This window comes from Luteibacter sp. SVR4-7G, assembly GCF_056755555.1.
Genome location: NZ_JBPGXO010000011.1, coordinates 31,990 through 58,850 on the forward strand (window position 1 = coordinate 31,990; position 26,861 = coordinate 58,850).

Annotated in this window: 23 protein-coding genes and 1 pseudogene; 8 read left to right on the forward strand and 16 right to left on the reverse strand. The window is 64.5% G+C overall.

Annotated features, from left to right (window positions below):
* Nucleotides 1-56 precede the first annotated feature (56 nt).
* Entirely contained in the window at nt 57-686 is a 630-nt protein-coding gene (locus tag ACR9ZH_RS06135; protein WP_481289877.1) for a 4'-phosphopantetheinyl transferase family protein, read from the reverse strand.
* Between the two features lie 177 nt (nt 687-863).
* Here ACR9ZH_RS06135 and ACR9ZH_RS06140 point away from each other — a divergent pair, with 177 nt between their 5' ends.
* The gene (locus tag ACR9ZH_RS06140) at nt 864-4,346 is read left to right on the forward strand and encodes a hybrid sensor histidine kinase/response regulator (RefSeq protein ID WP_481289878.1); all 3,483 of its coding nucleotides are present in this window, start codon (nt 864-866) and stop codon (nt 4,344-4,346) included.
* A 114-nt stretch (nt 4,347-4,460) separates the two neighbouring features.
* On the opposite strand, the gene ACR9ZH_RS06145 is transcribed toward ACR9ZH_RS06140, so the two are convergent.
* Both ACR9ZH_RS06145 and acs read right to left on the reverse strand, forming a co-directional pair.
* Nucleotides 4,461-5,132, reverse strand: coding sequence for a response regulator transcription factor (locus tag ACR9ZH_RS06145; protein ID WP_481289879.1), 672 nt, complete (start codon nt 5,130-5,132; stop codon nt 4,461-4,463).
* A 3-nt stretch (nt 5,133-5,135) separates the two neighbouring features.
* The gene (acs, locus tag ACR9ZH_RS06150; protein ID WP_481289880.1) at nt 5,136-7,076 is read right to left on the reverse strand and encodes an acetate--CoA ligase; all 1,941 of its coding nucleotides are present in this window, start codon (nt 7,074-7,076) and stop codon (nt 5,136-5,138) included.
* Nucleotides 7,077-7,234: 158 nt separating this feature from the next.
* On the opposite strand from acs, the gene ACR9ZH_RS06155 reads away from it, so the two are divergent.
* From ACR9ZH_RS06155 to ACR9ZH_RS06165, 3 genes are all read left to right on the forward strand, one after another.
* Nucleotides 7,235-8,704, forward strand: coding sequence for a porin (locus ACR9ZH_RS06155; RefSeq protein ID WP_481289881.1), 1,470 nt, complete (start codon nt 7,235-7,237; stop codon nt 8,702-8,704).
* Between the two features lie 12 nt (nt 8,705-8,716).
* Nucleotides 8,717-10,381, forward strand: coding sequence for an MFS transporter (locus tag ACR9ZH_RS06160; RefSeq protein ID WP_481289882.1), 1,665 nt, complete (start codon nt 8,717-8,719; stop codon nt 10,379-10,381).
* 107 nt (nt 10,382-10,488) lie between these two features.
* Nucleotides 10,489-11,049, forward strand: coding sequence for a nuclear transport factor 2 family protein (locus ACR9ZH_RS06165; protein ID WP_481289883.1), 561 nt, complete (start codon nt 10,489-10,491; stop codon nt 11,047-11,049).
* Between the two features lie 22 nt (nt 11,050-11,071).
* Here ACR9ZH_RS06165 and ACR9ZH_RS06170 read toward each other — a convergent pair whose 3' ends face one another.
* The 3 genes from ACR9ZH_RS06170 to ACR9ZH_RS06180 form a co-directional block, all read right to left on the reverse strand.
* On the reverse strand, nt 11,072-11,965 hold the full coding sequence (locus ACR9ZH_RS06170) for a LysR family transcriptional regulator (RefSeq protein ID WP_481289884.1): 894 nt from the start codon (nt 11,963-11,965) through the stop codon (nt 11,072-11,074).
* 30 nt (nt 11,966-11,995) lie between these two features.
* Nucleotides 11,996-12,691: a cysteine hydrolase family protein gene (locus ACR9ZH_RS06175; protein WP_481289885.1), complete on the reverse strand. Its 696-nt coding sequence runs from the start codon at nt 12,689-12,691 to the stop codon at nt 11,996-11,998.
* A gap of 170 nt (nt 12,692-12,861) precedes the next feature.
* On the reverse strand, nt 12,862-13,635 hold the full coding sequence (locus ACR9ZH_RS06180) for an alpha/beta fold hydrolase (protein WP_481289886.1): 774 nt from the start codon (nt 13,633-13,635) through the stop codon (nt 12,862-12,864).
* A 190-nt stretch (nt 13,636-13,825) separates the two neighbouring features.
* Here ACR9ZH_RS06180 and ACR9ZH_RS06185 point away from each other — a divergent pair, with 190 nt between their 5' ends.
* Nucleotides 13,826-14,890 carry a PA0069 family radical SAM protein gene (locus ACR9ZH_RS06185; RefSeq protein ID WP_481289887.1) on the forward strand — a complete coding sequence of 355 codons (1,065 nt, stop codon included), beginning with the start codon at nt 13,826-13,828 and terminating at the stop codon, nt 14,888-14,890.
* On the opposite strand, the gene ACR9ZH_RS06190 is transcribed toward ACR9ZH_RS06185, so the two are convergent.
* From ACR9ZH_RS06190 to ACR9ZH_RS06200, 3 genes and pseudogenes are all read right to left on the reverse strand, one after another.
* On the reverse strand, nt 14,887-15,822 hold the full coding sequence (locus ACR9ZH_RS06190) for a hypothetical protein (protein ID WP_481289888.1): 936 nt from the start codon (nt 15,820-15,822) through the stop codon (nt 14,887-14,889). The genes ACR9ZH_RS06185 and ACR9ZH_RS06190 overlap by 4 nt on opposite strands.
* A 33-nt stretch (nt 15,823-15,855) precedes the next feature.
* Complete coding sequence (locus ACR9ZH_RS06195; protein ID WP_481289889.1) at nt 15,856-16,983, reverse strand: L-dopachrome tautomerase-related protein; 1,128 nt, start codon at nt 16,981-16,983, stop codon at nt 15,856-15,858.
* Between the two features lie 147 nt (nt 16,984-17,130).
* Nucleotides 17,131-17,565: pseudogene (locus ACR9ZH_RS06200) on the reverse strand (alcohol dehydrogenase catalytic domain-containing protein); the annotation flags it as partial.
* Between the two features lie 423 nt (nt 17,566-17,988).
* Here ACR9ZH_RS06200 and ACR9ZH_RS06205 point away from each other — a divergent pair.
* A complete protein-coding gene (locus tag ACR9ZH_RS06205) occupies nt 17,989-18,843 on the forward strand; it encodes a LysR family transcriptional regulator (RefSeq protein ID WP_481289890.1) in 855 nt (284 codons plus the stop codon).
* 124 nt (nt 18,844-18,967) lie between these two features.
* Here the strand turns inward: ACR9ZH_RS06205 and ACR9ZH_RS06210 are convergent, their stop codons facing one another.
* Nucleotides 18,968-19,873, reverse strand: a complete 906-nt coding sequence (locus ACR9ZH_RS06210; protein WP_481289891.1) for a hypothetical protein — start codon at nt 19,871-19,873, stop codon at nt 18,968-18,970.
* A gap of 209 nt (nt 19,874-20,082) precedes the next feature.
* Nucleotides 20,083-21,024: a LysR family transcriptional regulator gene (locus ACR9ZH_RS06215; RefSeq protein WP_481289892.1), complete on the reverse strand. Its 942-nt coding sequence runs from the start codon at nt 21,022-21,024 to the stop codon at nt 20,083-20,085.
* 79 nt (nt 21,025-21,103) lie between these two features.
* Between ACR9ZH_RS06215 and ACR9ZH_RS06220 the strand changes: the two genes are divergently transcribed.
* Nucleotides 21,104-22,201, forward strand: coding sequence for an NADH:flavin oxidoreductase/NADH oxidase (locus tag ACR9ZH_RS06220; RefSeq protein ID WP_481289893.1), 1,098 nt, complete (start codon nt 21,104-21,106; stop codon nt 22,199-22,201).
* 16 nt (nt 22,202-22,217) lie between these two features.
* On the opposite strand, the gene ACR9ZH_RS06225 is transcribed toward ACR9ZH_RS06220, so the two are convergent.
* On the reverse strand, nt 22,218-22,757 hold the full coding sequence (locus ACR9ZH_RS06225; RefSeq protein WP_481289894.1) for a carboxymuconolactone decarboxylase family protein: 540 nt from the start codon (nt 22,755-22,757) through the stop codon (nt 22,218-22,220).
* 32 nt (nt 22,758-22,789) lie between these two features.
* Nucleotides 22,790-23,539 (reverse strand): SDR family NAD(P)-dependent oxidoreductase, encoded by a 750-nt coding sequence (locus ACR9ZH_RS06230; RefSeq protein WP_481289895.1) that lies wholly within the window; start codon nt 23,537-23,539, stop codon nt 22,790-22,792.
* A 111-nt stretch (nt 23,540-23,650) separates the two neighbouring features.
* Here ACR9ZH_RS06230 and ACR9ZH_RS06235 point away from each other — a divergent pair, with 111 nt between their 5' ends.
* Nucleotides 23,651-24,571, forward strand: a complete 921-nt coding sequence (locus tag ACR9ZH_RS06235) for a LysR family transcriptional regulator (protein WP_481289896.1) — start codon at nt 23,651-23,653, stop codon at nt 24,569-24,571.
* 25 nt (nt 24,572-24,596) lie between these two features.
* Here ACR9ZH_RS06235 and ACR9ZH_RS06240 read toward each other — a convergent pair whose 3' ends face one another.
* The 3 genes from ACR9ZH_RS06240 to ACR9ZH_RS06250 all read right to left on the reverse strand — a co-directional run bounded on the left by ACR9ZH_RS06240 (nt 24,597) and on the right by ACR9ZH_RS06250 (nt 26,797).
* Nucleotides 24,597-25,151 (reverse strand): cysteine hydrolase family protein, encoded by a 555-nt coding sequence (locus tag ACR9ZH_RS06240; protein ID WP_481289897.1) that lies wholly within the window; start codon nt 25,149-25,151, stop codon nt 24,597-24,599.
* A gap of 21 nt (nt 25,152-25,172) precedes the next feature.
* Nucleotides 25,173-25,703, reverse strand: coding sequence for an energy transducer TonB (locus tag ACR9ZH_RS06245; protein WP_481289898.1), 531 nt, complete (start codon nt 25,701-25,703; stop codon nt 25,173-25,175).
* 239 nt (nt 25,704-25,942) lie between these two features.
* Entirely contained in the window at nt 25,943-26,797 is an 855-nt protein-coding gene (locus ACR9ZH_RS06250) for an alpha/beta hydrolase (RefSeq protein ID WP_481289899.1), read from the reverse strand.
* Nucleotides 26,798-26,861 lie beyond the last annotated feature (64 nt).

The window sequence follows — 26,861 nt, forward strand, 5'->3', positions numbered from 1 at the left end:
CTCCACGGTCACACACTCACACACAAGGAATCAGACACGGCTCGCCGCGAAAAGGTTCAAAGCGGAAATGTGAAGAAGCGCAGCGTACGTTTCTCACCGCGCCACGCGACTGCGGCTATCTGCCCATCGCCGAGCGGTAACGGCCGCAGCTGCCAGTCTTGCGCATTGCCGACGTCGCCTTCAAAGGCTTCGGGCGCGGCGCCTTCCTCGTTCAGGCTGAACGAGACGCGGTGCAGTCCGTACGAGAGTCCGCCGCCGTGGGCTTTCAGCACGGCTTCTTTTGCCGTCCACAGTTTGAGGAAGCCCTGCAGTTGCCGGGATTGCGGAAGCTTCTGAAGCTGCGCCGTCTCAGTGGGCGCGAAGAACCGCTGCGACAGCTCGAGCGCGCGTGCCCGCGGCCGTACTGTTTCCACATCGACCCCGACTTCGAACCCCGCCGCACCGCGTCCGACCGCCAGCAGCGCCACGTCGCCGCTGTGCGACCAGTTGAAACCCAGCGTGTCGTGCGGCGCCGCGAAGTACGGCTTGCCGTGCGGGCCGCGTTCGACTGCGACCGCCTCGTCGGCGGCGTAGCGGCGCAAGATGCCTGCGAACGCCCGCTCACCGGCACCGCCAGCCCAGCGGCTGCGCCAGATGTGGATCTCGTCGTCCGCGAGGATGGGAAGGTCGGGCATCGGATGGCTCATCGGATCGATCCTATCCTGTAGGAGCGCGCTTTGCGCGCGACATCTTTTCGCGGAAAGCCCCAGGGCCTGTTGCTCACGGCCTCAAAGGCGTCGCGCGCAAGGCGCGCTCCTACGCGCCGTGCACAGGGAACGCCCGCCGCCCTACAATGACCGCGACGCACGGGGGGAGGGCCATTCGTGATCGCAGGCTGGCTGTTGCTGCTGGTATCGCTGCTCTACGTGGGCCTGCTGTTCGGCATTGCCTACCTGGGCGACCGCCGGCCGCTCTACCCCCGCCAGCCCAGGTTGCGGCCGCTGGTTTATAGCCTGGCCCTGGCGGTCTACTGCTCTTCGTGGACGTTCTACGGGGCGGTGGGTACGGCGGCCGTATCCGGCCTGTCCTACCTGCCGATCTACCTCGGACCGCTGCTCCTCTTCGTGCTCGGCTTCGGCCTGCTCGAACGCCTGGTGCTCGTGGCGCGCGAACGCAACATCACGTCCATCGCGGACTTCATCGCCGCGCGCTTCGGCAAGTCGCACGGGCTTGCCGCGCTGGTCGCGCTCATCGCGGTCACGGCCGTCATCCCGTATATCGCCCTGCAGTTCAAGGCGGTGGCGATGTCGTTCACCGTGCTCGGCAGCGGCGGCTCCGCCTGGTGGTTCGGTGACACCGCGCTATGGTGCGCCGGCCTCCTCGCCGTCTTCGCGATCCTGTTCGGCACCCGCACCATCGACGCCACCGAGCATCACCACGGCATGATGCTGGCCGTGGCGGTGGAGTCGCTGGTGAAGCTGCTTGCCTTCGTGGCTATCGGCGTCTACGCCTACCTGCACGGGCCCGGTGCCGTCGAAACCCTGCGCGCGCCGATCTCCCAGCTCGAGAAAGGCAGTCTGCCTCCGGGCTTCTTCGCGCAGACCCTGCTCGCCTTCTGCGCCATGTTCTGCCTGCCGCGGCAATTCCAGATCGGCGTCGTGGAATGCGAAGACCCGCGCGACCTGCATCGCGCGCGCTGGTTCTTCCCCATCTACATGGTGCTGATCTCGCTGGCGGTACTGCCCATCGTCAGCGCGGGCCTGGACCTGCCGGCAGTGAGACAGGGCCATGTGGACGCATGGGTCCTGAACCTGCCCATCGCGCTGGGCGACAGCGGCATGGCGTTGCTCGCCTTCGTCGGCGGTTTCTCCGCCGCCACGGGCATGGTGATCGTCGCGGCCGTGGCGCTTGCCACGATGATCAGCAACGACCTGGTGATGCCGGCGCTGCTGCGCATGAATCGGCTCGACCTCGAGCGCCGCGGCGATCTCTCCAACATCGTGCTGCTCGTGCGGCGCGTGGCGATCGTCGTCCTCGCCGGCCTCGCCTACATCTATTACCGGATCATCGCCGACGCGGAGAACCTCGCCGCCACCGGCCTGCTGTCGTTCGCCGCCGTGGCCCAGTTCGCCCCGGCCATCGTATCGGCGCTGTACTGGCGAGGCGCGAGCCGCGTCGGTGTGTACGTGGGCCTGCTCGCCGGTTTCGTCGTCTGGGCCTATACCCTGTTGCTGCCCGCCATGACCCGTGCCGGCTGGCTGCATCCCGCATGGATGGACGACGGTCCGTTCGGACTGGGCTGGCTCAAGCCGACCGAGCTGTTCCACCTGACGGGCTGGGAATCGGTCACGCACGGTACCTTCTGGTCGCTGCTGTTCAACGTGGGCTGCCTCGTCTTCATCTCGCTGCGCTTCCGGCCCAGCGTGGCGGAGCGCCTGCATGCCGCCCTCTTCGTCGATCCCTTCGTGCGCAGCGCCACCGGCGCCGGCGACTGGCGGGGCCGTGTCACGGTGCGCGATCTCGGCACGATTGCCGGACGCATCGTGGGCGATCGCGTCACCGTCCGCGCCTTCAACGAATACGGCCAACGGCACGGCGTGACGCTCTCCCCCACCGATGCCGCCGACCGTCCGCTGATCCAGTTCACCGAACGTCTCCTCGCCAGCGCGGTAGGCGCGGCGAGTGCGCGTCGGATCCTGATGGGTGCGTTGTCGGGTACGGGTCTCGACATCGCCGAAGCCATGGCCCTGATGGACGAGGCGTCGCAGGAACTGCGCTTCAACCGCGAACTCCTGTCCACTACGCTGGAAAACGTGTCGCAAGGCATCAGCGTGGTCGACGGCGAGATGCGCCTGGTGGCGTGGAACCGCCGTTACCTGGAGCTGTTCGGTTATCCGGACGGCATGGTTTACGTGGGTCTCCCGGTGGCCGACCTCATCCGCTGGAACGCGGAGCATGGGGAATGCGGCCCGGGTGAAGTCGACGAGCACGTGGCCAAGCGCATCCGTTACATGCGCGCCGGTTCGCCGCATGTGTTCCAGCGTGTGCGTCCGGACGGCACCGTCATCGAAATGCGCGGTCGCGCGCTGCCCGGCGGCGGATTCGTCACCACCTTTACCGATGTCACCGCGTACAAGTCGGTCGAGCAGGCGCTTATCGATGCGAACGAGACGCTGGAACAGCGTGTGGAAGATCGCACCGCTGAACTGTCCGAGGCACTGAACGCCACGGCTATCGCGCGACGCGAGGCGGAAGCGGCGAATGCTTCGAAGACACGCTTCCTCGCCGCGGCGAGTCACGATCTCCTCCAGCCGCTCAACGCGGCGCGCCTGTTCACGTCCGCGCTGCGCCAGCATCCGGGCCTGGACGGCGAAGTGGCGCAGCTGGCGGAGCGCATCGACGCATCCTTCCGCGCGGCGGAAGACCTGCTGGATGCGCTGCTGGACGTGTCCCGCCTGGACGCCGGCAGCTATCGTCCGGAGATCGCACCCTTCGCGCTGGCCGATCTGTTCGATTCCCTGCGGCAGCAATTCGCCGTCGTCGCCGAGCAGCGCGGTCTTACCCTTCGCGTCGTGCCGTCGTCCCTGGCCGTGCGATCGGATGCGCAGCTGCTGCGCCGCATCGTTGCCAACTTCCTCTCCAATGCGCTGCGCTATACCCGCTCCGGCGGCGTGTTGCTGGGTGTGCGCCGTGCCGGCGGAAACGTGCGCATCGAAGTATGGGACAGCGGCCCGGGTATCGCCGACGAGCAGCAGGCGCGCATCTTCGGCGAATTCCAGCGCCTGGAGAGGCCGTCACCCTGGGGCGAAAAGGGCCTCGGGCTCGGTCTTTCCATCTGCGATCGCCTCGCCGGCATCCTGGGCTTGCCGCTGGGACTGAGATCGCGCGTCGGCAAGGGAAGCTGTTTCAGCATCACCGTGGCACGTGCGGAGGCCGTGCCGCGCAAACGCGCCCCCGCCGTCGTTCGCCCAGGTGGCGAACAGTTGCCTTTGACCGTGCTCTGCCTGGATAACGACGAGACGATACTCGAAGGCATGTGTGCCCTGCTCGGGCGCTGGGGCGTGGATTGCCGGGTGGCGATGGATGTCGATGCGGCGCTGGAGACGCTTTCCTCGACGCATGTCGACCTGATCCTTGCGGACTACCATCTTGGCGAGGGCGTGGATGGTCTCGAAGCCTTGCAGTTCCTCGGCGAGAAGCTAACGCGGATGCCGCCGGCGGCGATGGTCACGGCGGATGGGAGCACGGAGCTGAAGCAACGCGCGCGCGCCCTGGGTTATCCACTGCTGCACAAGCCGGTGCGGCCTGCCGCGTTGCGTGCGTTGCTGGTGGCGCTCGTGAAGCGGACCGGCACCCACGCGGCCTGAGTCGCCGAAGTCGTCCCTGCGAAGGCAGGAACCCAGTGACTTGAGCGTACGAACGCCCGTGGCAACGCAGGAGACGCTGGATCCCTGCCTTCGCAGGGATGACGACATGTTGGTTCAGCCTTCCTGAGAAACGCCGGGGAACGCTTCCTTTTCCACATCCAGATGGCTCGCAGCCAGCGCCACCTGCGTGCGGTTCGACACGCCGAGTTTGCGCATGATCGCCGTCATATGCGCTTTCACCGTCGCTTCCGACACGCCGAGATCGAAGGCGATCTGCTTGTTGAGCAGCCCCTCGGCGATCATGTTCAGCACCCGGAACTGCTGCGGCGTGAGCGAAGCGACGCGTGCGGCTATATCAGCCTCATCCGCCTTCAGCTCCACAGTTCTTCCGCCCATCAACTGATGGGGTAACCAGACGTCGCCGTCGAGCACCGCGCGCACCGCTTCGACGATCTGTTCGACCGCCGCCGACTTAGGGATATAAGCCGACGCCCCATGCGCGAGCGCGCGCCGCGCGATGTGTCCTTCCTCGTGCCCCGAGACGACGATGGTGGGCAAGCCGGGATACTGCCCGCGGATGTGCGCAAGCGCTGAGTACCCACGGGCGCCCGGCATGTGCAGATCCATCAGCAGGAGATCCGCATCGGGAAGGGACTCGATGAGGGTGAACAGTGCGGGCACGCTGTCCGCCGTGTGCACCGTCGCGTCCGGCACCGCCGCCAGCACCGCGCGCTGCAGGGCGTCACGGAACAGGGGATGGTCGTCGGCGATGAGGACGTCGGACATGGGCTACTTGATCAACCGTTCTTCCACGAGGCTCTTTACCACGCCCGGATCGGCGAGAGTGGAGACGTCGCCCAGCTGATCGGGCTGGTTTTCGGCAATCTTGCGCAGGATGCGCCGCATGATCTTGCCGGAACGTGTCTTCGGCAGGCTCGGGGCCCATTGCAGGTAATCCGGCGCGGCGATCGGACCGATTTCCTTGCGCACGCCTGCAATCAGTTCCTTGGCCAGCGTCTCGCTGCCGGTCTCCCCTGCCACGAGCGTGACGAAGGCATAGATGCCCTGGCCCTTGATGTCGTGCGGGCAGCCTACGACGGCCGCCTCGGCGACCTTGGGATGCGCCACCAGCGCGCTCTCCACTTCCGCCGTGCCGATGCGATGGCCGGATACGTTGATCACGTCGTCGACGCGCCCCGTGATCCAGTAATAGCCGTCGGCATCGCGGCGCGCGCCGTCGCCGGTGAAGTAGTTGCCCGGATAGGTCTTGAAGTAGGTGTCGATGAAGCGCTGGTGGTCGCCGTAGACCGTGCGCATCTGCCCCGGCCAGGAATCGGTGATGACGAGATTGCCGCTGCACTCCCCGTCCTGCGCCTTGCCGTCGGTATCCACGATGGCGGGCTTCACGCCGAAGAACGGCAAGGTAGCCGAGCCCGGCTTGAGGTCGATGGCGCCCGGCAGCGGCGTGATCATGAAGCCGCCGGTCTCGGTCTGCCACCAGGTATCCACCACCGGGCAGCGCGCGTCGCCCACCACGCGATAATACCAGTTCCAGGCTTCCGGGTTGATCGGCTCGCCTACCGTGCCCAACACGCGAAGGCTCTTGCGCGAGGTCTTCTTCACCGGGCCGTCCCCTTCGCGCATCAGCGCGCGGATGGCGGTAGGCGCGGTGTAGAACAGGGTCACCTTGTGCTTGTCGACTACCTGCCAGAAGCGGCTGAAGTCCGGATAGTTGGGCACACCGTCGAACATCACCACCGTGGCGCCGTTGGCCAGCGGGCCGTAGACGACGTAGCTATGGCCGGTGACCCAGCCCACGTCGGCGGTGCACCAGTAGATGTCGTCTTCGCGCAGGTCGAAGGTCAGCTCGTGGGTGAGGCTGGTATAGACGAGGTAGCCGCCACTGGTATGCAGCACACCCTTCGGCTGGCCGGTGGAACCTGAGGTATAAAGCGTGAACAGCGGATCTTCCGCATTCATCGCCTCGTACTCGCAGACCTCCGACTGGCCCTCCATCAGCGTGTGGTACCAGCGGTCGCGCGGCGACTGGAACTGCACGGCGCCGCCGGTGCGGCGCACCACGATCACCGTTTCCACGCTGTTGGTGCGGGGGCGGGTGAGCGACTCGTCCACGTTCGCCTTGAGCGGGATCTTTTTGCCGCCACGGCAACCCTCGTCGGCGGTGACGATGAGCTTGGCGCCCGAATCGGCGATGCGGCTCGCCAGCGAGTCCGGCGAGAAGCCGCCGAAAACCACCGAATGCACGGCACCGATGCGCGCGCAGGCGAGCATGGCCACGGCAGCCTCCGGGATCATCGGCAGGTAGATCACCACGCGGTCGCCCTTGACGATGCCCAGGTTCTTCAGCGTGTTGGCGAACTTGCACACCTCGGTGTGCAGTTCCTTATAGGTGAGGCTGCGCGATTCGCCCGGATCGTCGCCCTCGAAGATGATGGCGGTCTTGTCGCCGCGCTGCGCCAGGTGCCGGTCCAGGCAGTTGGCGGACACATTGAGCTGGCCGTCCTCGAACCAGCGGATGTAGAGATTGTTCGGGTCGAACGAAACGTTCTTGATCTTCGTGGGCGGCACGATCCAGTCCAGCCGTTCGCTCATCTCCTTCCAGAAGGCCTCGGGCTCCTGGACGGAACGGGCGTACATACGCTGGTAGTCATCCTTGCGGACGCGCGCCGTGGCGGCGAAGGCGGGATCGACCGGGTAGAGATCGGACATGCTGGCTCCAGGGATTTTCTATGGCATGAAGTTTAGCCTCGCGGCGCAGCATTAAGCTGCGAACCCGCTACGACTTTGGTCGAGGTTCGACCTTTGGCGAATGGCAGCCCCAACGGGCGTGTCACATGCTCGGCCTGCCAATGGTTGGGGAGACCATGATGAACAGCATTCGCTCCGGTGGCCGCAAGGCCATCGCCCTCAGCGTAGCCTGTGCCCTGATGCTGCCGATGGCCGCATTGCCGGACCAGGCCCATGCCCAGTCCAGGGCGAAAAAATCCACCCGCGAGGCGGAACTCGAATCCAGGGTCAGCCAGCTCGAGCAACAGCTGGCCGAACTGAAGGCCATGATCCAGCAGCAGAGGGCCGAGACGAGCCAGGCTGCCGCCACGGCCCAGGCCGCGCAGACGCAGGCCCAGCAGACCGATGAAAAAGTAACCAAGGTCGAAAAGGTCGTGGCGACGGTGCCGGCGAAGCCGACCTTCACGTCGGCGCCCGGCGTGTCGGTGGCCCTGCATGGCTTCATCAACGCCAATGCCTTCAGCCAGAGCAAGGCCTTCACGTATGGCAATGGCGCCAACGCCGAATACCCGATCCCGGGCCAGGGCGGTCGGGTGAACGATTCGCTGAGCGGCGTGGACGTGCGCAACACCCGCTTCTGGCTCGACTTCACCGGTGCGAAATTCACCGAGAACTGGGCCGGCAGCGGCCGCATCGAGATGGACTTCTTCGGCGGCTTCAACGGTACCGGTCCGTATAGCCAGCAGCAGCCGACACCGCGCCTGCGCCAGGCGTACATGGACATCACCAATGCCGCCACCGGCACCACGTTCCGCATCGGCCAGATGTGGGACCTCATGTTCCCGCTGGAATACGTGCCGCAGTCGCTCTCGCACATCGCGTTCCCGCTGGGCTACGGCACCGGCATGATCGGCTGGCGCTATCCGGGCATCATCCTGATGCAGGACCTCAACCACGGTTCGGAAGGCGTGAAGTGGCGCTTCGACCTCGGCGTGTTCGAGGGCAGCTGGAACGGCCCGGGCCTGACCACGAATTATCTCACCGCGGGCAACGCCGGCTTCAAGCCGCAGGTGGAAGCGCGGCTTACCGCGAAGGGCTCCAACTGGCAGGTGTTCGGCGCCGCGCATTACAGCAAGCTGGACCTGCACGGCGTGGACGGCGAGACGGTGACGCCGATCGAAAGCGGCATCAAGAGCACCGCGTATGAAGTGGGCGGCATGTGGATGCCCGGCAACTTCATGGTGAAGGGCGCCGTGTACACCGGCACCGCCATTGCGCAGATCTTCGGCGACCTTTCCCAGTTCGGCGACATCAAGGACAAGGGCGGCTACCTCCAGGTGGGCTACAAGTTCACGCCGAACTGGAGCCTCTACGGCACCCTCGCCGCCAGCAAGCCGAACGAGAACGACGTGCTGCGCTGGCGCGCGGCGAACACACCCGGCCTCCTCAAGAACCGCCAGCAGGCGCTCAGCCTGCAATACACGGCCGGTGCTTACGACTTCAGCATCGAATGGCTGCACTCGAACCTCAATTCGACGACGAACAATGGCCTCGGCCGGCAGAAGACCTCGGCGAACGAATTCACCCTCAACGGCAACTATCGGTTCTGATCGGAGATCGACATGGCGACTACCGCAAGCGGCCTTCGCGCCGACGGCACCATAGGCACCAGCCATAAGCGGGTGATCTTCGCGTCCAGCCTGGGCACCGTCTTCGAGTGGTACGACTTCTATCTTTACGGTTCGCTGGCCGCGATCATCGGCAAGCAGTTCTTCACCGGCCTCAACGAAACCAGCCAGTTCATCTTCGCGCTGCTCGCCTTCGCCGCCGGCTTTTTCGTGCGGCCGTTCGGCGCGATCGTGTTCGGGCGCGTGGGCGATCTCATCGGGCGCAAGTACACCTTCCTCATCACCATCGTCATCATGGGTACCTCGACCTTCCTGGTCGGTGTGCTGCCCGGGTATTCCACGATCGGCGTGGCGGCGCCCGTGCTGCTGATCCTGTTACGCCTATTGCAAGGCCTCGCGCTGGGCGGCGAATACGGTGGCGCCGCCACTTATGTCGCGGAACACGCGCCCCAGGGTAAGCGCGGCCTGTACACCAGCTTCATTCAGATCACCGCCACATTCGGCCTGTTCCTCTCGCTGCTGGTGATCCTCGGCACGCGCATGGGCATGGGCAACGAGACGTTCGAAGCCTGGGGCTGGCGCATACCCTTCCTGATCTCCTCGGTCCTGGTCGGCATCTCGGTGTACATCCGGCTGCAGTTGCAGGAGTCGCCGGTGTTCCGCCAGATGAAGGCCGAGGGCAAGCAGTCCAAGGCACCGCTCACCGAGGCCTTCGGCCGCTGGCCGAACCTCAAGCTGGTGATCCTCGCGCTGCTCGGCGCTACCGCGGGCCAGGCCGTGATCTGGTACACCGGCCAGTTCTACGCCCTGTACTTCCTCACCCAGAGCCTGAAGATCGACGGCACCACGGCAAACCTGCTGATCGCCGCCGCGCTGCTCATCGGCACACCGTTCTTCGTGTTCTTCGGCTGGCTGTCGGACAAGATCGGGCGCAAGACCGTGGTGCTCTCGGGCTGCCTGCTCGCCGCCCTGACGATGTTCCCGATCTTCAAGGGCCTGACCCACTTCGGCAATCCGGCGGTGGAAGCCGCCGCCGCCTCGGCACCGGTGGTGGTGACCGCCGATCCGAACGCCTGCACCTTCCAGTTCGACCCGGTGGGTAAGAAGACCTTCACCAGCTCCTGCGACGTGGCCAAGAGCGTGCTGGCGAAGAAGGGCATCCCGTACTCGAACGCCGCAGCCCCGGCAGGCACGCTCGCCACGGTGAAGATCGGTGACGAGGTGATCGAATCCTTCGAAGGCACCCAGCTCGACAAGGCCACCTTCGCCGCGCGGAACAAGGAGTTCACCGCGAAGGTGGGCGCCCAGGTGAAGGCTGCCGGTTATCCCGAGAAGGCCGATCCCGCGCAGACCAACTACCCGATGCTGGTGGTGCTGCTGTCGATCCTCGTGCTTTACGTGACGATCGTCTACGGCCCCATCGCCGCATGGCTGGTGGAGATGTTCCCGACGCGCATCCGCTATACCTCGATGAGCCTGCCCTATCACATCGGCAATGGCTGGTTCGGCGGGTTTGTGCCAACCATCGGCTTCATGCTGGTGGCCTGGAAAGGCGACATCTACTATGGCCTCTGGTACCCGGTGATCGTTTCCATGATGACCTTCATCATCGGCCTGTTCTTCGTCCGCGAAACGAAGGACATCCCGCTGGAGCACTGAGCGGCTGGCCGGTAGGCAGGAGCGTCACCCACATGGGTGACGCTCGCATGGGACGGCGTTGAGCTCGTTCGCTACGCGATAGGGACGGCGCGCCCAGGCCGTTGCTCATGACCCAGGCACCGCTCGCCCAGGCGATGGCGCCGCTCGTCACGGATCAGGTGTGGAAGCGCGGCCAGGCCCTTATCTTCCGATGGCCCTTCCGTTTCGGCCCCGTGGCCAGGACACTCATGAAGACCATCGCGTCGCTCGTCCCCGCAAGCTTCCTCTGCATGGCCTGCTTCACCGCCCAGGCCACGGACTGCTCGTCGCTCCCCGCACAGGACCACTCCGAAGCGGCCGTTCTCAAACTCGATGAAGAGTGGTCGCGTGCGTACTCCACGGGTGACCAGGCCTTTCTCGAATGCCTTTATGCCACGGGGTTCGCCAGCGCGAACGTCAATGGCGTATTGCGTGGCAGGGCCGAGGACATCGCCGGCGCGCGCAAGAACATCGGCAAGTCCTGGTCGCCCGATGGGCAAAAGTTTGGGAAAACGGTGCAGCTGTTTCCACATGCAGCCGTCGTCACGATGGTCCGGAAGGATGGCGACCACAGCACCCGCATCAGCGACATCTACGAATATGATGGCCGGCGGTGGCAGGTCATGTTCACGCAGGACACGAAGTTCTAGGCCGGATGGGCCACGCTGACCGCTATTCGTCCCGGTACCGTTCGACCATGTAGTCGACGAAGGCCCGCACCTTGGGGGTCACATACCGCGTCTGCGGATAAAGGATGTGGTAGTGCTGCCTGCCCAGCGTATACCCCGGGAGTACCGGAACCAGCCGTCCACGCAGCAGGTCCGTCTGCGCGGTGCGCCGCGTGAACGCCGCGATGCCGGCACCGGCAAGCGTGGCCGCGTAAAGCGCCGTGACCGCATCCAGGGCCAGCGATCCTCGCGGCGCCACGCGGACCGTGGCACCGCTTGCCGGGGTAAGCACCCATGGTTCGGCCGCCCCGCTTCCCGAAAACGCCAGCGTCTCGTGCTGTGCCAGTTCTTCCGGTGTGCGCGGCGAGCCACGCCGATCGCGGTAAGCGGGCGCGGCGACCAGCACGATATCGGAAACGGCGAGCGCCCGGCCGACGAGGCTCGTGTCGGCCAGGGCGCCGCTGATGCGGAGCGCTGCGTCGAAGCCTTCGGCGACGAGGTCGACGAAGCGGTCGCTGCAGGACAGGTCGAGCCGGATCTCGGGATAGCGATGCTGGAACGCGGGAAGCCAGTCGGGCAGTTCGAGCGTACCGATGACGTGAGGGACGCTTACCCGCAGGCGGCCCGCTACACGCGCCTGCTCATCGGTCATCGTCTCGGTGGCGGCCTGCACCCGCTCGAGTATGTCGATACATGCCGCGTAATAGCGTTCGCCGGCGGCGGTCAACGCAAAGTGCCGTGTGGTGCGATTGAGCAACTGGACGCCGAGCGCGGCTTCCAGCTGCTTCAATTGGCGGGATACCGTGGAATGCGTGGTCTCCAGCCGCTCGGCGGCGGCGGAGAACCCGCCGGTCTCGACGATACAGCGAAAGACCCGCATCGCGAGGAACTGGTCCATGGACGGAAACTCAGGTTGGCATCGGCCGCATCAGCGCAACGGCAGATCGAGGATTTCCGATGTGGTCAGCACGTCGCCGAAGGTATCCTCGATCTCGGCGAGTGCCGAGCGATGCAGGGTTTTATCGTCGACGGATGTGCCGTCCACACGCGTGATGGGTCGTGTCGCCGACGCGTCCGATGCTACCACGACGTGGAATCCGCGCGGCACGGCGTCACGGGCTGCCCCGGCGACACAGGCGTGGGTCATCAATCCGGCGACGATGATCGTTTCGATCTTGGCATCCTTCAATCGGCGCTCCAGGTCGGTACTGGCGAACGCGCTGACGGTCCTCTTCTGCACTACCCTGTCCTGCGCCCGCGGCCTCATGTCGGGATGAAACTTCACGGTCTCGCCGTCGAGAGCGAACAACGGCGATCCCGCCGGGGCGACGTGCTGGATCGCGAACACCGGCATCTTCATGGCGTCGGCGAAGCGGACGAGGCGTCGTGCGTTCGCCAATGCCTTCTTCCCGTCGGGAATGGGCATCTTGCCGGTGAAGTATTCGTTCTGGAAATCGATGACGACCAGCGCGGTCGTTTTCGGATCGAGGCTGTCGAGCGGCGTCGCCCCGGACATGGCCCGGATGGTCGGATGCGGGTTGGCCGGCGCGGCCGCGGTGGCTGCGCCGGCAGCAGTGAGCGACGTGCCGAAGGCGGCGAGTTTGAGGAAATTCGAAAGCGACATGGTCCACTCCGTGGTCGATGAGGTGCGACAGGCAGCCTCGTGCGGGTGGAACGAGTGTCGGTGCCGCGCATGACGCATACAACACCGCGACGGCCACAAGGCCTGTGCATGTCCTGCACAGGCCTTGGCGTCTGACGGGAGCAACGTGCTCCTGCAGGAGGGCCGTTCTCTCAATCGGCCTTCGCCGCCGCCTCGATCAGCTCCGCGACTTCCTTCGGATGCGACGTCATCACGACGTGCGAAGCGCCCTTTATGACGACGGTCTTCTTCGAGTTCGCACGTTCGGCCATGAACTTCATCGATTCCGGCGGGATGTTCTTGTCCTTCGTGCCGTAGATGTGCCACGAAGGAATGTGTTTCCAGGCCGCTGCGGTTTCCGCTTCGTTGAGGGCGCCGGCGGTGATCGGCCGTTGCTCGGCGGCCATCACCTTGGCGTCCTTCGCCGGAAGGTCGCCGGCGAACTGCGCCGGGAACTTGTCCTGCTGGACGTAGAGGTCCTTGTCGCCGTTCGACAGCGGCACCGGGGTGGCGAGCGCGGGACCGAGCGTGCTGCCCGGGAATTTCCCGGACAGCGCGGCGGCCGACTCGCCAACCTCCGGCGAGAACGCCGCCACGTAAACCAGGGACTTCACGTTCTCGTGCCCTTCCGCGGCTTCGGTGATAACAGAGCCGCCGTAAGAGTGGCCGACGAGCACGACGGACGTCTTGATGCTTGCCAGGACATCGCCGATATAGGCGGCATCGGTCTTCACGCTGCGCAGCGGATTCGCGGCCGCCACGACCGTATAGCCGTCCTTCTGCAGCAGGTCGACCACGCCGTTCCAGCTGGAGGCATCCGCGAACGCGCCGTGCACGAGGACCACGGTGGGTTTGTCGGCAGCGAAGGCTCCCGGGCTGACGGCAATGGCGGCAAACAGCAGGGTACGGAGCAGCGGATGGCGCATGGGCGGATCTCCTTGAGGTGGAATAGCGAACGGCTTGGGGTCAACCCGCGAATTGGACCAGTTGGCTTGGCTGCCGCCTTGTCTGCATAAGCGCTGCTTGGGATAAAACCGGCGGCGCAGCCCGGTTTGCCGTATCGCACGCCTTGAGACGGACGAGTCGTACATTTGTACAATGTCCGAGCCAATTCCCATGATCCGCCGCCACAAGGGCCGCGGCGCCGCCTCCAACCCGGAGGGCCGCTTCGAATCCACGCGCTTCCAGGCCGAGGACGACGGCTGGTACCGCGAAGACGAGGAACACCGCCCGGCGACGGAGGTGCGCGAGGAGTTGGCCCGCAGCATCATCAGCCGCAATGACTCGCCGGACGTGAGCTTCGAACAGTCGACGAACCCGTACCGTGGATGCGAGCACGGCTGCATCTACTGCTTCGCCCGCCCGTCGCACTCCTACCTCAACCTCTCGCCCGGTCTCGACTTCGAAACGAAGCTGTTCGCCAAGACCAACCTCGAGGAGATCCTTCGCGGCGAACTGTCGAAGCGAAACTATGTGTGCAAGCCGATCAACATCGGCAGCAATACCGATCCTTACCAGCCGATCGAGAAGAAGTGGCGGCTCACGCGTGCCGCGCTCGCGCTTCTCAACGAATGCAACCATCCGTGCACGATCGTCACCAAGAACGCGCTGGTGGAGCGCGACCTCGACATCCTCGTGCCAATGGCGCAGCGCAAGCTGGTACAGGTGTTCATCTCGATCAACTCGCTGGACAACAAGCTGGCATCGAAGCTCGAGCCGCGCGCATCGGCACCCCATCGGCGGATGAAGGCGGTGGAGGCTTTGGCGAAGGCCGGGGTACCCGTCGGCGTCCTGGTCGCGCCGATCATTCCCGCACTCAACGAGCGCGACGTGGAAGCCATCATCGAACAAGCCGGCGCCGCCGGCGCGAATGCCATCGGCTATACCTGTGTGCGGCTGCCTTACGAGTTGAAGCAGCTGTTCCGGGAGTGGCTGGAACTGCATTACCCTGATCGCGCGGCGCACATCATCAGCCTCATCCAGCAGATGAATGGCGGGAAGGATTACGACTCGAACTTCGCCACGCGCATGCGAGGGCAGGGGGTGTTCGCGGACATCATCCGGAAGCGGGTGCAGGTGGCGACGCGGAAGGCGGGGTTGGATCGGGCTTGGGATACGGTGTTGGATACGTCGAAGTTTGTGGCGCCGAGGGTCCATTCGCCGCAGGGGGAGCTGTTCTAGGTGCGTCCTGCGCTGGCGTCAGGCATGAGTCTCCTCGCCAATAGCGCCTCGATACCCGGAAACCTCGCACGTACGCCCGGGAACCTCAACGGCTCGAAAGTTTCCACAAGTCGGCCGTCTTCAGTCCGGACATCGATGGTCAACGATCCTCGATGCTGTGTTGCAATGACATACCAACTTATCAGTTCAGCCAAATCCTCCGACGACGAGGCCGTCGAGTAAAGGCTGACAAAGGGCGTGCGGGATAGCGAGCGATACACGCTCATCGCGTCTGACTCCGGAAGGGGTTCCGCTCCGCGGAACGGTGTCTTCAGCGCGGGCTCGCTGGCGAAGCGCGCGACCGGGTCCACGCGCGCTGTCCATGCGCCACTCACCAATGGTGGCTCGAGATCGCGAGTCAGGCCCAAGGTCGCATCTACCACGTGGGTCGACTCGTGAAGCAGCACATAGGTCAGTGCACTGACACCTTTACCTCGAACGGTGACGATACCTCGCGCAGGGTTACGAAAGACCCTCTGCTCTTTCGTCGTCAAGAAATCGGAAAGCGACTCATGGATCAAGCTGGCCCGGAGCGTGATGTCATAGGAGTCGCTTGTACCGTTGCGAGACGTCAGGCCGGTGCCCTCACCGGGGATCCCATCCACGAAGCTAAGTGAGTTAAGGTGTTCGGAAAGCACCTGACGGTGCAGCACCGGCAGGGAAGCGATAGCCCGCTCGACATCGACCCGCTCAGTCAGGGTCAGTGTGTGTGCATGCACACTCCGCATACCCGCGTCGGCGAACTTCTGCTTTGCTTCCTCCGACGGTGCTCCCAACTTGGCGATAATGCTTTGGGGCGAATAGTTCGGAAGCCCATTCGCCATCGACCCGCTGTCGGGGATCGTGGCCACAGCCAGCCCCAGAACGAATGCCCACTTGAGCGTCGTTTGCACTTGAGTTCCTTCGGCTATACGGCCCTGCGAAAGTTACTTGAGGAGCACCGGGCCAGCATCGATCTTCACGCGGAACAACGAGTACGGCTTCTGGCGGAGATCCCTGCCCTCATGAAACTGCGCCTGCCGGTGGAGCTGGTTTGCCGTGAAGTAGAGATAGTCATCGGCCGCTACTGAGAGCGTATCAGGCCAGAGAATGCGCGGATCATGCGCGATCGTTATCCATTCCCCATCAACCTGGCGCCGGCGAACGCTGTTTCTCTCATAGTCACCTGCATACACACGCCCCTTGTCGTCCGCTTCCAGCCCGTCGGAGGCGCCTTTCTCGCCCAGGTCGACGACTGCCCTGGCGACAGCCTGATCCGACGCATGACGGTCCAGGAGAAGCGCCGTGGGCACGGCATAGAGATGCCGACTGGATAGGGGGCAGTAATACAACGTAGCGCCGTCTGCAGAAAGCGCGATGCCGTCAGAAGCGACATTGAACGGCGCCGGGGGCTTGCCCTTCTCGCGGACCGCGAGCCTCTCGCCTTCCACGACAGGGACGAACGCAGGATCCGGAGAAGTGGAAACGTCGCCGCTGAGCTTGCGCCAGCTTTCGCCGGTAGCCAGGTCTACGACGATGATCGCGCCGGGGCCGGACACGGACGAGTCCGTAATAAACGCCACGCCCGACTTTCCCTTGCGCAGGTCAAAACGCACGTCGTTGATATAGGTAGTCGGTAGCACGGTGTTGGAGGCAAGCACGATCGTCTTCACGACCTTGTTGGTGCTGAGGTCGACAGCTACCAATTTCGCTCCACCGGGAACCGGCGTCGAGAACTTGGGTGCCGCCGTATCCAGGATCCAGAGGCGGTTCACCGCATCGACCACGACGCTTTGCACACTCCCAAGGGTCTGGCCTGGACGTTTCGGATCGAAAGTGTTAATCGCCGCGTCGGGGTAGGGGACCACCTTGCCGTTGCGTATCTCGCCGACAGTAAATGGCACATCATCTCCCCAGCGCGGAAAGTTGACAAAAATGCGGCCGTCGGAGGCAACGCTGACGCCGGTCGGCATGTCGTCGTGAAACTCGAAAACCGACTCAATCTGGCCGATGGGGCGATCGGTGGCGACGTGAGTCACCGAAGGCGTCGAGCCGCTGGACGTCGAATGAGTCATAGATCCTCCGCGAACCGGCGTTTGAGCGTGAGCGGCAAGACCTGCCGCTAGACAAACAGCGATGCAGGTAGCGAGGGCGCAACCAGAGACATGCATTGAAGAACTCCTCGAGTCAGACTCGCTCCGGGGGAAAAGTTACTTCTTTACGCCATAGGGCACAGCCAGGCGTGTGAACAGGAGCTCCCAGGCGGTAATCGAGGTAAGCGGCAACGCCGCTGCTTCGGCAAAGGTGAGCCGTTTGGGCTTTCTACCGACCAGGCGCTCGTCGACCAGGTGCAGCTGGCTATTGGTCCCGGGCCGGTCCACGGCGCCGGCATAAAAGACATGATCGCCTTTCTTGAACAGAGTGACTTCCGCTCCAACCGCCTCCACCACGCCGGCGGCGTCGTAGCCGAGAACCATCACTTGTCCCTCGGGGGGTGAGCGGGTAGCGCGGCTCTTGGTGTCGACTGGATTGACCGAAACGGCATGCACGCTGACGCACAGATCGCGCGGACCAGGGGAGGGATCCGGAAGATCGACAGCGACCAGTGCATCTACCGAGGTAATGGGCCGAGGATGGAAATAGCCGATGGCTTTCATGGGGTAACCTTCGTGCATACGCGAGTGCCAGATTGGTACCTGCCGATGCCCGGGCACGTCGCTAACCGCGCCGCCCGACGAGTTCTTCGTGTCGCATGGCGGTTGAACGGCTGATATGGGTCGATGAAGCTGACATCCCGTAGCCTCTGGGGCAGAAGCGCGACAGCTGAGCTAAGGTTGCCAATCTCGGACACAATAAACATGCCAGCTGCTCTTGACCGCGCGCCTGAAGGACCGCGGTCAGCCCGGGAAATCGAAGGCGCGACATCTGTATAAGAGAGGTCGCGCTGAGACGACACGCGGCTGGCAGCGTATCACCCGCTTGACGACGACGGACATACAAGAAACTGAATGGTCGTCATGCAAGATTGTTTGGACCGGGATCCTCCACCGCATGGTGGCTGACGACACAATGGTGGTCATATGGAATGGAGCGACATTCGCGTATTTCTTGCCATCGCGCGTAACGGCACACTCGGCGCAGCCGCCAGGTCGTTGGGCCAATCCCAGCCAACCATGGGCCGACGTCTGGCGTCCCTTGAGCAAGCCGTTGGACAGAAGCTTTTCCAACGAACCAGCGATGGCTTTGTCCTGACTGAGGAGGGCAACTCGGTCGTCGTCTATGCCGAACGCCTGGAACAGGAGGCACTGGCTTTTCAACGGCAGCTCGCCGGGAAGGGCGAACTCGTTGAGGGCTTGATCCGCGTCACGGCCTCGGACTGGTTCGGGACGTATCTGCTGGCTCCGCTCATCGCTGAGTTCGGCGCGGCGAATCCGCACGTTGTTGTCGAGTTGATGACATCGTCCCGCTTTTACTCCCTGGCGCGCCGCGAGGCCGATCTGGCTTTCAGGATCCGGCCCTTCGAGGAAGTGGACGTGGTCGCGCGTCCCTTGCTCACAATGCACTATGGCGCTTACATCCGACGGGGCTCCCCCCACCCCAAGGTCGGCGATGGTACCGGCGCCACCATCATTACAATGAATACCGCCTTTGCCTCGATGCCGGACGTCAGTTGGATTCAAGAACGGCTTCCCAATGCGCGCGTGGCCTATCGCAGCAATAGCCGCGATGCACAGGCGCGCTTATGCGCAAACGGCGCAGGTGTGGCCGTCATACCCATTCCCCTCGCGGAACACTTCCCGGACCTGGAGCGGGTGGACCTGGACGATGAGCCGCCAACCCGCACGACGTGGCTCGGATATCATCGCGACCTCCGACACCTGAAACGACTCCGTGTCCTGGTCGATCTCATCACCGAGCGGCTGTCGAATCGCTGACGCTATCCGCAAGCTCGAACTCGTCCCGAAGACCACAAGACCATAGGCCGGATCGACGAAATGACTGGCGGGAACCGGCTAACGTACCTAAATGGCGAAGGAAATCATGCGGCGATCGACTCGCTCACGATCTCGTAGCGACCTTGCCTTCGGCGAAGTAAGTCCTGACCGGTTTACCAAGGCACATGGCGTAGGCATAGAGCGCCGCCGAGCCGCAAAGTATCGCCCAGACCAGCACGGCGGACGCCGCGCTTGGCGGGCGACTCTTCACTGCGATGAATACCAACAGGGCAGCAACGAGCAGCGAAAAGAGAGCAGCTACGAAGCGACCCCATGCGGGCCGTTTGAAAATCGCCAGGAAAGTCACCGCCGCCAGGACCAGTACCGCGGCCTTCAACGCATACAGGACGAGCGTGCCTCCCACCCAGCCCATGGCCAGCTTGTACAGGATGACCAGACACAGCAGCGCGGTCACCCAGATGGCCGGCGGGCGCCGCAGGTCCACGCCCATCAGCGTGATCGGCCTTGCGCTTGCCACGAAGCCTTCCGGAACAAGGCGATGGTAGGCAAAGGTCCCCCTCACGCCACTGATGAAACCGGCAAGAATGATGATCGCCAGCCACGAACCCATGTAGGCATTAGGCTGAGTGGCGAACTGGTACACCTTCTCAAGTAGGAAGAGCAGCAATCCGGCGACGGCTGCCACTCTGGACCGTCGGCGTATGCCCCAGCCGGCGAGGGCGAACAGGCCAGCGTCTATGTACCCATTGGCATCGACGCCGCCGATGGCCGTGTGCTGCACCAGGCTGATCGTAGCGACGATCGCGTTGACGGCCGCGACAGCCAGGGCGACCCAGAACCCCAGGTCCGATGCGCTGATGGCCTGGTCAAGGCTGCCGACGTCGGGCCACCAGACGTTCACCGGTTTCGGCTTCTTGCGAGCCGAAACCACGAACTCGCCCTCAGGACGCTGCGGTGCGTTCGCTCCCCTGTCCTTCATCGCTTCCGCGAATTCTTCCGGTGTCTTCAAGCACTTCCCCAAGCGTGATAAGACGTTGTCCCTTACTGCCCCCTTTAGCGGTCCGCGTTGCACGGACGCCGCGTGGCGGGAAAAGTGTCAGCAGACGGACTGGGGCGTCAAGCGGCAAGTTGTTGCGGGCCTGGCTCAGGGGCCGGCCATGCGCGCTGGACCGGTCGGACGCTTGCGCGCTGTGGAAGGCCAGACGAACAACGATGGGTTCATTCCACCTGAGCGCCGTCCCACTGCCACCCTCCGCTCAGCCGCTCCGCAACCATCTCGATGAACACCCGCGACTTGGCAGGCACGATGCGTCCCGGCGGATGCACGATGTTCACCGGTCCGTCATTCGACGCGCCCCAACCAGGTAGCAGCTCGACCAGTTCGCCGCGGCGAAGATACGGCACGATGTGCCAGTCGGGAGCGAACACGATCCCGAGGCCTGCCAGCGCGGCCTGGAGCAATACTTCCGAACTGTCGGCGACCAATGGACCCTTAGGCTCGAAGCTCAATCGCTCACCGCCTTTCGCGAGGGGCCAGCGCGGCCACGTGATGTAGCCGCTGAATCCGAGGCAGTCGTGCGCGGGTAGATGGTCGGGCTGCGTCGGAACACCGCGTCGTTCCAGGTACGCCGGCGACGCCGCCAGCATCGTGCGGTGGGTACCGATACGGCGGATGACGTAGGAGCTGTCCGCCAGTTGCCCGATACGGACGGCAAGATCGAATCCCTCGGTCACCATATCCACGTAGCGATCGGTGAACCTCGCGTCCACCCGGACTTGCGGATAGCGCCCTATGAACTCCGGCAACAGCGGCGCGATCCAGCGGTGGCCGAATGCGTGCGGCAGCGACAGGCGCAACACGCCGCGCGGTGTTCCCGCTATGTCGCTGGCTTCGAGATTCGCCGCATCCAGCTCGTCCAGGACGTTCTGCACACGGCGCAGATACTGTGCACCCGCTTCGGTCACGGCGACGGCGCGGGTGGTGCGTGCAAACAGCCTGACACCCAGGCGCTTTTCCAGGGCGTGGATGCGTCGCGAAAGCACGGAACTGTCGCGGCCAAGTTTCCTGGCGGCCCCGGCGAAGCTCCCCATCGTCGCCACGGCGACGAACGCCTTCAACTCCTCGAGGTTCGGATCGCCCGATTCCTGCGGTTCTTGCATGAGTCAAATGCCAATGCGAGAGATTGTCGGCAAATTCTACAGCGCCTACCTTTTCCGCAGGCACTTCAGGAGCATCCCCATGCCCTCTCTTTTCGACCCGTTTTCCCTGAAAGACGTCACTCTGCGGAACCGCATCGCCGTCGCACCCATGTGCCAGTACATGGCCAACGAGGGCCTCGTGAACTCATGGCACCGGGTCCACCTGGAAAGCCTGGCCAGGGGCGGAGCGGGCCTCGTCGTCGTGGAGGCTACGGCGGTGTCGCCAGAGGGTCGCATCACCCCCCGCTGCGCGGGTCTATGGACCGATGAGCAGGCCCAGGCACTCGCACCCCTGGCCGCCGCCATCAGGACCGCCGGCGCGGTACCTGGCATCCAGCTTGCGCATGCCGGGCGCAAGGCCAGCGCCAACCGGCCATGGGAGGGCGACGACCACCTCCCGGACGACGATCCGCGGTCATGGGAGACCCTGGCACCGTCCGCCATTCCGTACGGTCGACACCTTCCGAAGGTGCCTCGCGAGATGACCCTGGACGACATCGCGCGAGTGCAGGCCGATTTCGTTTCCGCCGCCCGCCGCGCGCTTGCCGCCGGCTTCGAGTGGCTGGAACTGCATTTCGCGCATGGTTACCTCGCCCAGAGTTTCTTCTCCGAACACTCTAACCAGCGCGACGATCGCTACGGCGGCAGCCTGGAAAACCGCAGCCGCTTCCTGATCGAAACCCTGGCTGCCGTGCGCGAGGTGTGGCCCGGGCACCTGCCACTGACGGTGCGCTTCGGCGTCATCGAATACGACGGCAGGGACGAGGAAACGTTGGCAGGCTCTGTTGCATTGGCGAAGGCCATGAAACGGCAAGGCATGGACATGCTCAACGTGAGCATCGGATTTTCCACGCCGGAGGCGAACATTCCCTGGGCTCCCGGACTCCTCGCACCCATTGCGGAGCGCATCCGCCGCGAAGCCGGGATTCCCGTCTCCGCGGCATGGAACATGGGCACGCCCGATGTCGCCCAGCATGCGGTGAAGTCCGGCCAGCTGGATATCGTCATGGTGGGACGATCCTTCCTCGCCGATCCTCATTGGCCCTATCGAGCAGCGCTGGCGCTGGGGAAGCCAGATGCTGCGTGGACGTTACCGGCTCCCTACGCCCACTGGCTCGAGAGGTATGACGCAGCCTGATGGCCTGGGCGACATCTCAGGCGGCCAACTCCGGTGCCGCCGGGAAATCGACCGGAACCTTCGTCACCGAGTGCAGGTAGTTGGTGATCGTCTTGTCGCCCACGGTCACGATGACATCGACCAGGTTCTCCTTCGTCCAGCCGGCGGCGAAGAAGGCTTCCAGTGTTACGTCATCGATCTTGCCCCGGTGCTCGACGACGGCCTTCGCCAGCCTTGCGAGCGCATCGAGCTTGTTGTCGAAGCTGGCGTGACCACTACGGATCTCCAGCACCTGCGCATCGGTAAAGCCGCTCATCTTGCCGATGACGGTATGCGCCGCGAGGCAGTATTCGCAACCGTTGACCTGGCTTACGACGAGGTTCACCACCTCGCGTGCCTTCCCAGTAATGCTGCTCTTCGCGTTCTGCAGGGCGAGATAACTGCCGAGCGCATGCTCGGAGTGGGCGAGGGCCGCATACAGGTTGGGAACCTTGCCGAGGCCCTTCTTCAGGTTGTCGAAAAGCGCCTGGTTAGCCGGGGAGACTTCTTCGCGGGTCGGAACATTGATGCTGGTCATGGTGACTCTCCTTCGATGGGAAGAGCGGAACGTTATTGGGCCGAGTAGCCGCCGTCGACGGCGAGGACCTGGCCGGTGAGGTAGCGGGCCTTGTCGCTGGCGAGGAACACGATGGTCTGGGCGATCTCGTCCACGGATGCGGCGCGCTTGGCAGGGATCGTCGCGAGAAATCCATCCTTCGCCGTGTCGTCGTTGCCGACGAAGCGGTCGAGCATGTCGGTGGCGACAGGGCCCGGCGCGACGGCGTTGACACGGATGCCGATGCCGGCACCTTCGAGGGCCACGGCCTTGGTCATGCCTTCCACCGCGTGCTTGCTACCGACGTAGACCGACGCACCGGCGATGCCGACGTGCCCGGCAATGGAGGAGACGCTGACGATCGCGCCGGCGCGCTGTTCCTGCATCACGCGCATTTCGTGCTTCATGGAGAGCAACGTGCCCAGCACGTTCGTGCTGAAGGTGCCCTCGTAGTTGTCCACCGTCTGCTCGGCGACCGGTCCGAGCTGGCCCTCGGTGCCCGCGTTGTTCACGGCGACATCGAGGCGCCCGAATCGGTCTACGGTCTGCTCGACCACGTTGCGCACGTCGGCTTCGTGGCGGACGTCGGCGCGGATGAATTCGGCTTCGTTGCCCATGGCGCGCAGCTCGGCGGCCAACGCGTGCCCCGCTTCCTCGCGACGGCCGCTGACGACGAGGCGCGCGCCCTCCGCGGCAAAGGCGAAGGCGGTGGCGCGACCGATGCCGGTCAAAGCGCCGGTGATCAGGACGACTTGGTTCTTCATGTGGATTTCCTCGGTGAAGATCGTGGAACCAACCTTGATTGATTCCGCCTGCACCAACTAGACCGAAAATTGGCATATCATTCAGTCCCCGCAGGATTGAAAGGTGCCGCCATGGACAAGCTGCAGGCCATGCAGACCTTCGTACGGGTCGTGGAGGCCGGCAGTTTCTCCGCCGTCGCCAAGGAATCCGGTAGCACGCAGAGCGGAGTGAGCAAGCAGGTGGCGGCCCTCGAGCGGGAACTCGGCGCGAAGCTGCTGGCGCGCACCACCCGTTCGCTGGCGCTGACCGAGGAAGGCGAGCGCTACTTCGAGCAGGCGCGCCGGCTCCTGGCCGAGATCGCGGAAGCGGAGGCGGCACTCGACTCCGGTCATCAGCAGCTAAAGGGCTGGCTGCGCGTCGCGGCGTCGGTGGGCTTCGGGCGGCTCAAGCTCATGCCTCTGGTGCAGAGCTTCCTGGCGAAACATCGCGAGGTGAAGATCGACCTCAAGCTCAGCGACGGTTTCGTCGACCTGGTGGAAGGCGGCATCGACGTGGCGGCCCGCATCGGTGATCTTGCCGACAGCAGCCTCATCGCACGTCGCGTCGGCGTGTCTACCCGGGAGGTGCTTGCCCACCGCAGCTACCTGCGTTCCTTGCCGAGGGGAGTGGAATCGCCGCGGCATCCGGACGATCTCGTCCGGCACAACTGCATCGTCTACACCGGCACACGTATGCGCAGCGCATGGCATTTCGTGGCCGGCCCCGGTGCGCCCGACCCGATCGGCACGGAGCGTCGCGTCGCTGTAACGGGCGACCTGCAGACCGACAGCAGCGAAGTGGTGCGCGCTGCTGTGCTTGCGGGCATGGGCATCTGCTACACGCCTACCTGGCTGTTCGAAGCCGAGATCGCATCCGGCGACGTCGTGCGGCTGATGCCCGACTGGTGCATACCGTCGCCCATCCACATGGTGAGCCCGCAGGAGCGTCGCCATTCGGCGAAGGTGCGGGCCTTCGTGGACCACGTCGCGGCAGCGTTCGCTACGTGCAATTGAAGGTGCGGCACGAACCAATTCGGAATCAGGCCGTCAGAAACATTCCGATTTCGTCATTGGTCATGCCACGAGCCAGCTTTCCGTCGAGGTAATTCCAGGTCACCTCGTGATGTGACGGATCGTGGGACGCGATGCAGTCCCGCGCCATGATGACCTGCATATCGCGCTGATAAGCGTCGACGACCGTCATGCGTATGCAGGCATGCGTATTGATGCCGGCGACGATGACCGCCTCGCAACCGAGTGCGCGAAGGTGTTCGTCGAGACGGGTACCAAAGAACGCGCTGTAGCGCTTCTTTATCACGTGGACGTCGTCTCTCGCGACCTGCAGTCCCTGGACAAGTGCCGCCCCCTCTGTCCCCGCGATCGTCAACTTCAGGCCCAGCCGCCTTACTTCAAGCGGGGCATCGGCCAGATCCGGAGCAAACTCTTGCCGAACCCAGATCACCGCATGCCGATTAGCCCGGGCCAATGCGGCGAGTTCATTCGTTCGGGCGACCAACCGCTCCCGTTGTGCAGCGAGTACCTCGTGCCGGAAGAAGTCCTGCTGCATGTCCACGACTAGCAGCACGGTCTTCATGCCCGGCACGCCCTTCGCGTCTCAACGCGTCGCCGAAACCGTCGGCACGCCATCCTTCAGCTCGAACCGGAACGAATAGTCGAGGCTGAAGGGCTGGTTCGTCTTCGTCTGGTTGAAGTTGCCGCGCGCGTCCTCATGGTCCTGGACGACCGTCATCGGCGTGTAGCGCCAGCGCATCGCGGCTTCGCGGACGGCGGCGAAGAAGGCACCGTGATGTTCGCCGCCCATGGTGTCGAGGTCGCGCACGTCGGTGACCTTGCCGTCGGCATCGACGATCACCTTGGCGCGGATCGTGGCCGCCAGGTTCGCCGAAACCAGTTCGGGCGGATAGACCGGGGGCGGGTTCTCGATGGGCTGCGCGCCGAACGTGTGCTGGCCCTTGCCCGGGTGGAGCCGGTCTGCGTCCTTCGCCGGGACCATGTCGTAGCTGACCTTGGCGTCCTTGGGCGGGGCGGCCGGAGGCGCCGGCGAGGCCGGGGGATTCGCGGCGCAGCCCGCCAGCAGGAGCAAGGTGGCAAGGGAGGTGAAACCGGTAAATCTGTTGCGGTCCATGGGCTTGGTCACTTGGTCGAGGCAACGGGTCGATCACCGCCGCGAGGCGGGGAGCCGCATCGCGATCGACGGTGATCCTGGTCTTCCTGCCCTGCGCGCCTTCGGCTACGACAGCCCGTTCCCACGTCTGCGTATGGACGGCACCCCTGGGGCCGGGCTCGATGATGTTCGCGCCGCCGCCGATGTTCAAGCCCTTTCGAGTGCCCTCGCCGTGCACGCGCGACGCCGGGCCGGCCGGGTCAGCCGGTCATCCGCGCCAGGCGAGGCTGCTCTTCCGCGTTCCGGCGTTCGGCCACCGCATGGAAGAAGCGCGCGGACCGTTCGATCACCGTGCGCCGCTCCTTGTCGATGGTGATCATGTGGTAGCTGTCGTCGAGCAGCAGCAGCTCGGACGGCCCACTCACGCCGCGGAGTACGAGCTCCGCGTTGCGTACGCTGGCGATGTCGTCGTCGACGGCGTGCGCGACGAGGCAGGGCGAGACCACCCGGTGCAATTGCCGGCGCACCTGCGCGGACAGCATGTAAAGCTCGGCCGCGGAATGCCAGGGGTTCCCGAGCAGGCCCGCGATGGTGCTGTCGCCGCTTTGCATGGCCTCGCTCACCTGCCTGCGCAGGCGCTCGTCGCGCAGGCCGTACGGCGGTTGTTCGATGAAGACCTGGTTGCGCCAGAGACCCAGCTTCTTGGCGAGGGGCAGGATGAAGGACAGGCGGGCGAACCAGGGGATGCTCCAGCCGTCGTAGCGGAACGTCGCGCCGTAGACGCCCACGCCGGCTACCGTGTCGGGCCGGTCGGCGGCGAGCTTGAGCGCGAGGAGCGCGCCCATGGACAGGCCGCCTACGAACAGCTGGTCCACCCTCGCCAACATCGCATTCGCGGCCTGTTCCACGCTTGCATACCAGTCGTGCCATCCGGTGGCGAGCAGATCCTCGGTATCGCCACAGTGGCCCGCCAGTTGCATGGCATGCACGGTGAACCCCGCGTGGTGCAGGCCTTTGCCGAGCATGCGCATCTCCATCGGCGTGCCGGTGAGGCCGTGGATCAGCAGGACACCGAGCCTGCCACCCTCGAGGTAGAAATCGGTCTTGCGGATCATGGGCGGAGCCTCGCACGGGTGCGTTTCAACGGGCTTTCGCAGACCATGGAGCGACCGCGTTCGC

Excerpts from the sequence above, each read along its gene's own strand:
- ACR9ZH_RS06220 (WP_481289893.1), top strand. The coding sequence starts at position 21,104 with ATGCCCTCTCTTTTCGACCCGTTTTCCCTGAAAGACGTCACTCTGCGG.
- ACR9ZH_RS06245 (WP_481289898.1), bottom strand. The coding sequence starts at position 25,703 with ATGGACCGCAACAGATTTACCGGTTTCACCTCCCTTGCCACCTTGCTC.
- ACR9ZH_RS06135 (WP_481289877.1), bottom strand. The coding sequence starts at position 686 with ATGAGCCATCCGATGCCCGACCTTCCCATCCTCGCGGACGACGAGATC.
- ACR9ZH_RS06235 (WP_481289896.1), top strand. The coding sequence starts at position 23,651 with ATGGACAAGCTGCAGGCCATGCAGACCTTCGTACGGGTCGTGGAGGCC.
- ACR9ZH_RS06180 (WP_481289886.1), bottom strand. The coding sequence starts at position 13,635 with ATGCGCCATCCGCTGCTCCGTACCCTGCTGTTTGCCGCCATTGCCGTC.
- acs (WP_481289880.1), bottom strand. The coding sequence starts at position 7,076 with ATGTCCGATCTCTACCCGGTCGATCCCGCCTTCGCCGCCACGGCGCGC.
- ACR9ZH_RS06205 (WP_481289890.1), top strand. The coding sequence starts at position 17,989 with ATGGAATGGAGCGACATTCGCGTATTTCTTGCCATCGCGCGTAACGGC.
- ACR9ZH_RS06240 (WP_481289897.1), bottom strand. The coding sequence starts at position 25,151 with ATGAAGACCGTGCTGCTAGTCGTGGACATGCAGCAGGACTTCTTCCGG.
- ACR9ZH_RS06155 (WP_481289881.1), top strand. The coding sequence starts at position 7,235 with ATGAACAGCATTCGCTCCGGTGGCCGCAAGGCCATCGCCCTCAGCGTA.
- ACR9ZH_RS06225 (WP_481289894.1), bottom strand. The coding sequence starts at position 22,757 with ATGACCAGCATCAATGTTCCGACCCGCGAAGAAGTCTCCCCGGCTAAC.
- ACR9ZH_RS06250 (WP_481289899.1), bottom strand. The coding sequence starts at position 26,797 with ATGATCCGCAAGACCGATTTCTACCTCGAGGGTGGCAGGCTCGGTGTC.
- ACR9ZH_RS06215 (WP_481289892.1), bottom strand. The coding sequence starts at position 21,024 with ATGCAAGAACCGCAGGAATCGGGCGATCCGAACCTCGAGGAGTTGAAG.
- ACR9ZH_RS06175 (WP_481289885.1), bottom strand. The coding sequence starts at position 12,691 with ATGTCGCTTTCGAATTTCCTCAAACTCGCCGCCTTCGGCACGTCGCTC.
- ACR9ZH_RS06145 (WP_481289879.1), bottom strand. The coding sequence starts at position 5,132 with ATGTCCGACGTCCTCATCGCCGACGACCATCCCCTGTTCCGTGACGCC.
- ACR9ZH_RS06165 (WP_481289883.1), top strand. The coding sequence starts at position 10,489 with ATGACCCAGGCACCGCTCGCCCAGGCGATGGCGCCGCTCGTCACGGAT.
- ACR9ZH_RS06230 (WP_481289895.1), bottom strand. The coding sequence starts at position 23,539 with ATGAAGAACCAAGTCGTCCTGATCACCGGCGCTTTGACCGGCATCGGT.
- ACR9ZH_RS06185 (WP_481289887.1), top strand. The coding sequence starts at position 13,826 with ATGATCCGCCGCCACAAGGGCCGCGGCGCCGCCTCCAACCCGGAGGGC.
- ACR9ZH_RS06195 (WP_481289889.1), bottom strand. The coding sequence starts at position 16,983 with ATGACTCATTCGACGTCCAGCGGCTCGACGCCTTCGGTGACTCACGTC.
- ACR9ZH_RS06170 (WP_481289884.1), bottom strand. The coding sequence starts at position 11,965 with ATGGACCAGTTCCTCGCGATGCGGGTCTTTCGCTGTATCGTCGAGACC.
- ACR9ZH_RS06160 (WP_481289882.1), top strand. The coding sequence starts at position 8,717 with ATGGCGACTACCGCAAGCGGCCTTCGCGCCGACGGCACCATAGGCACC.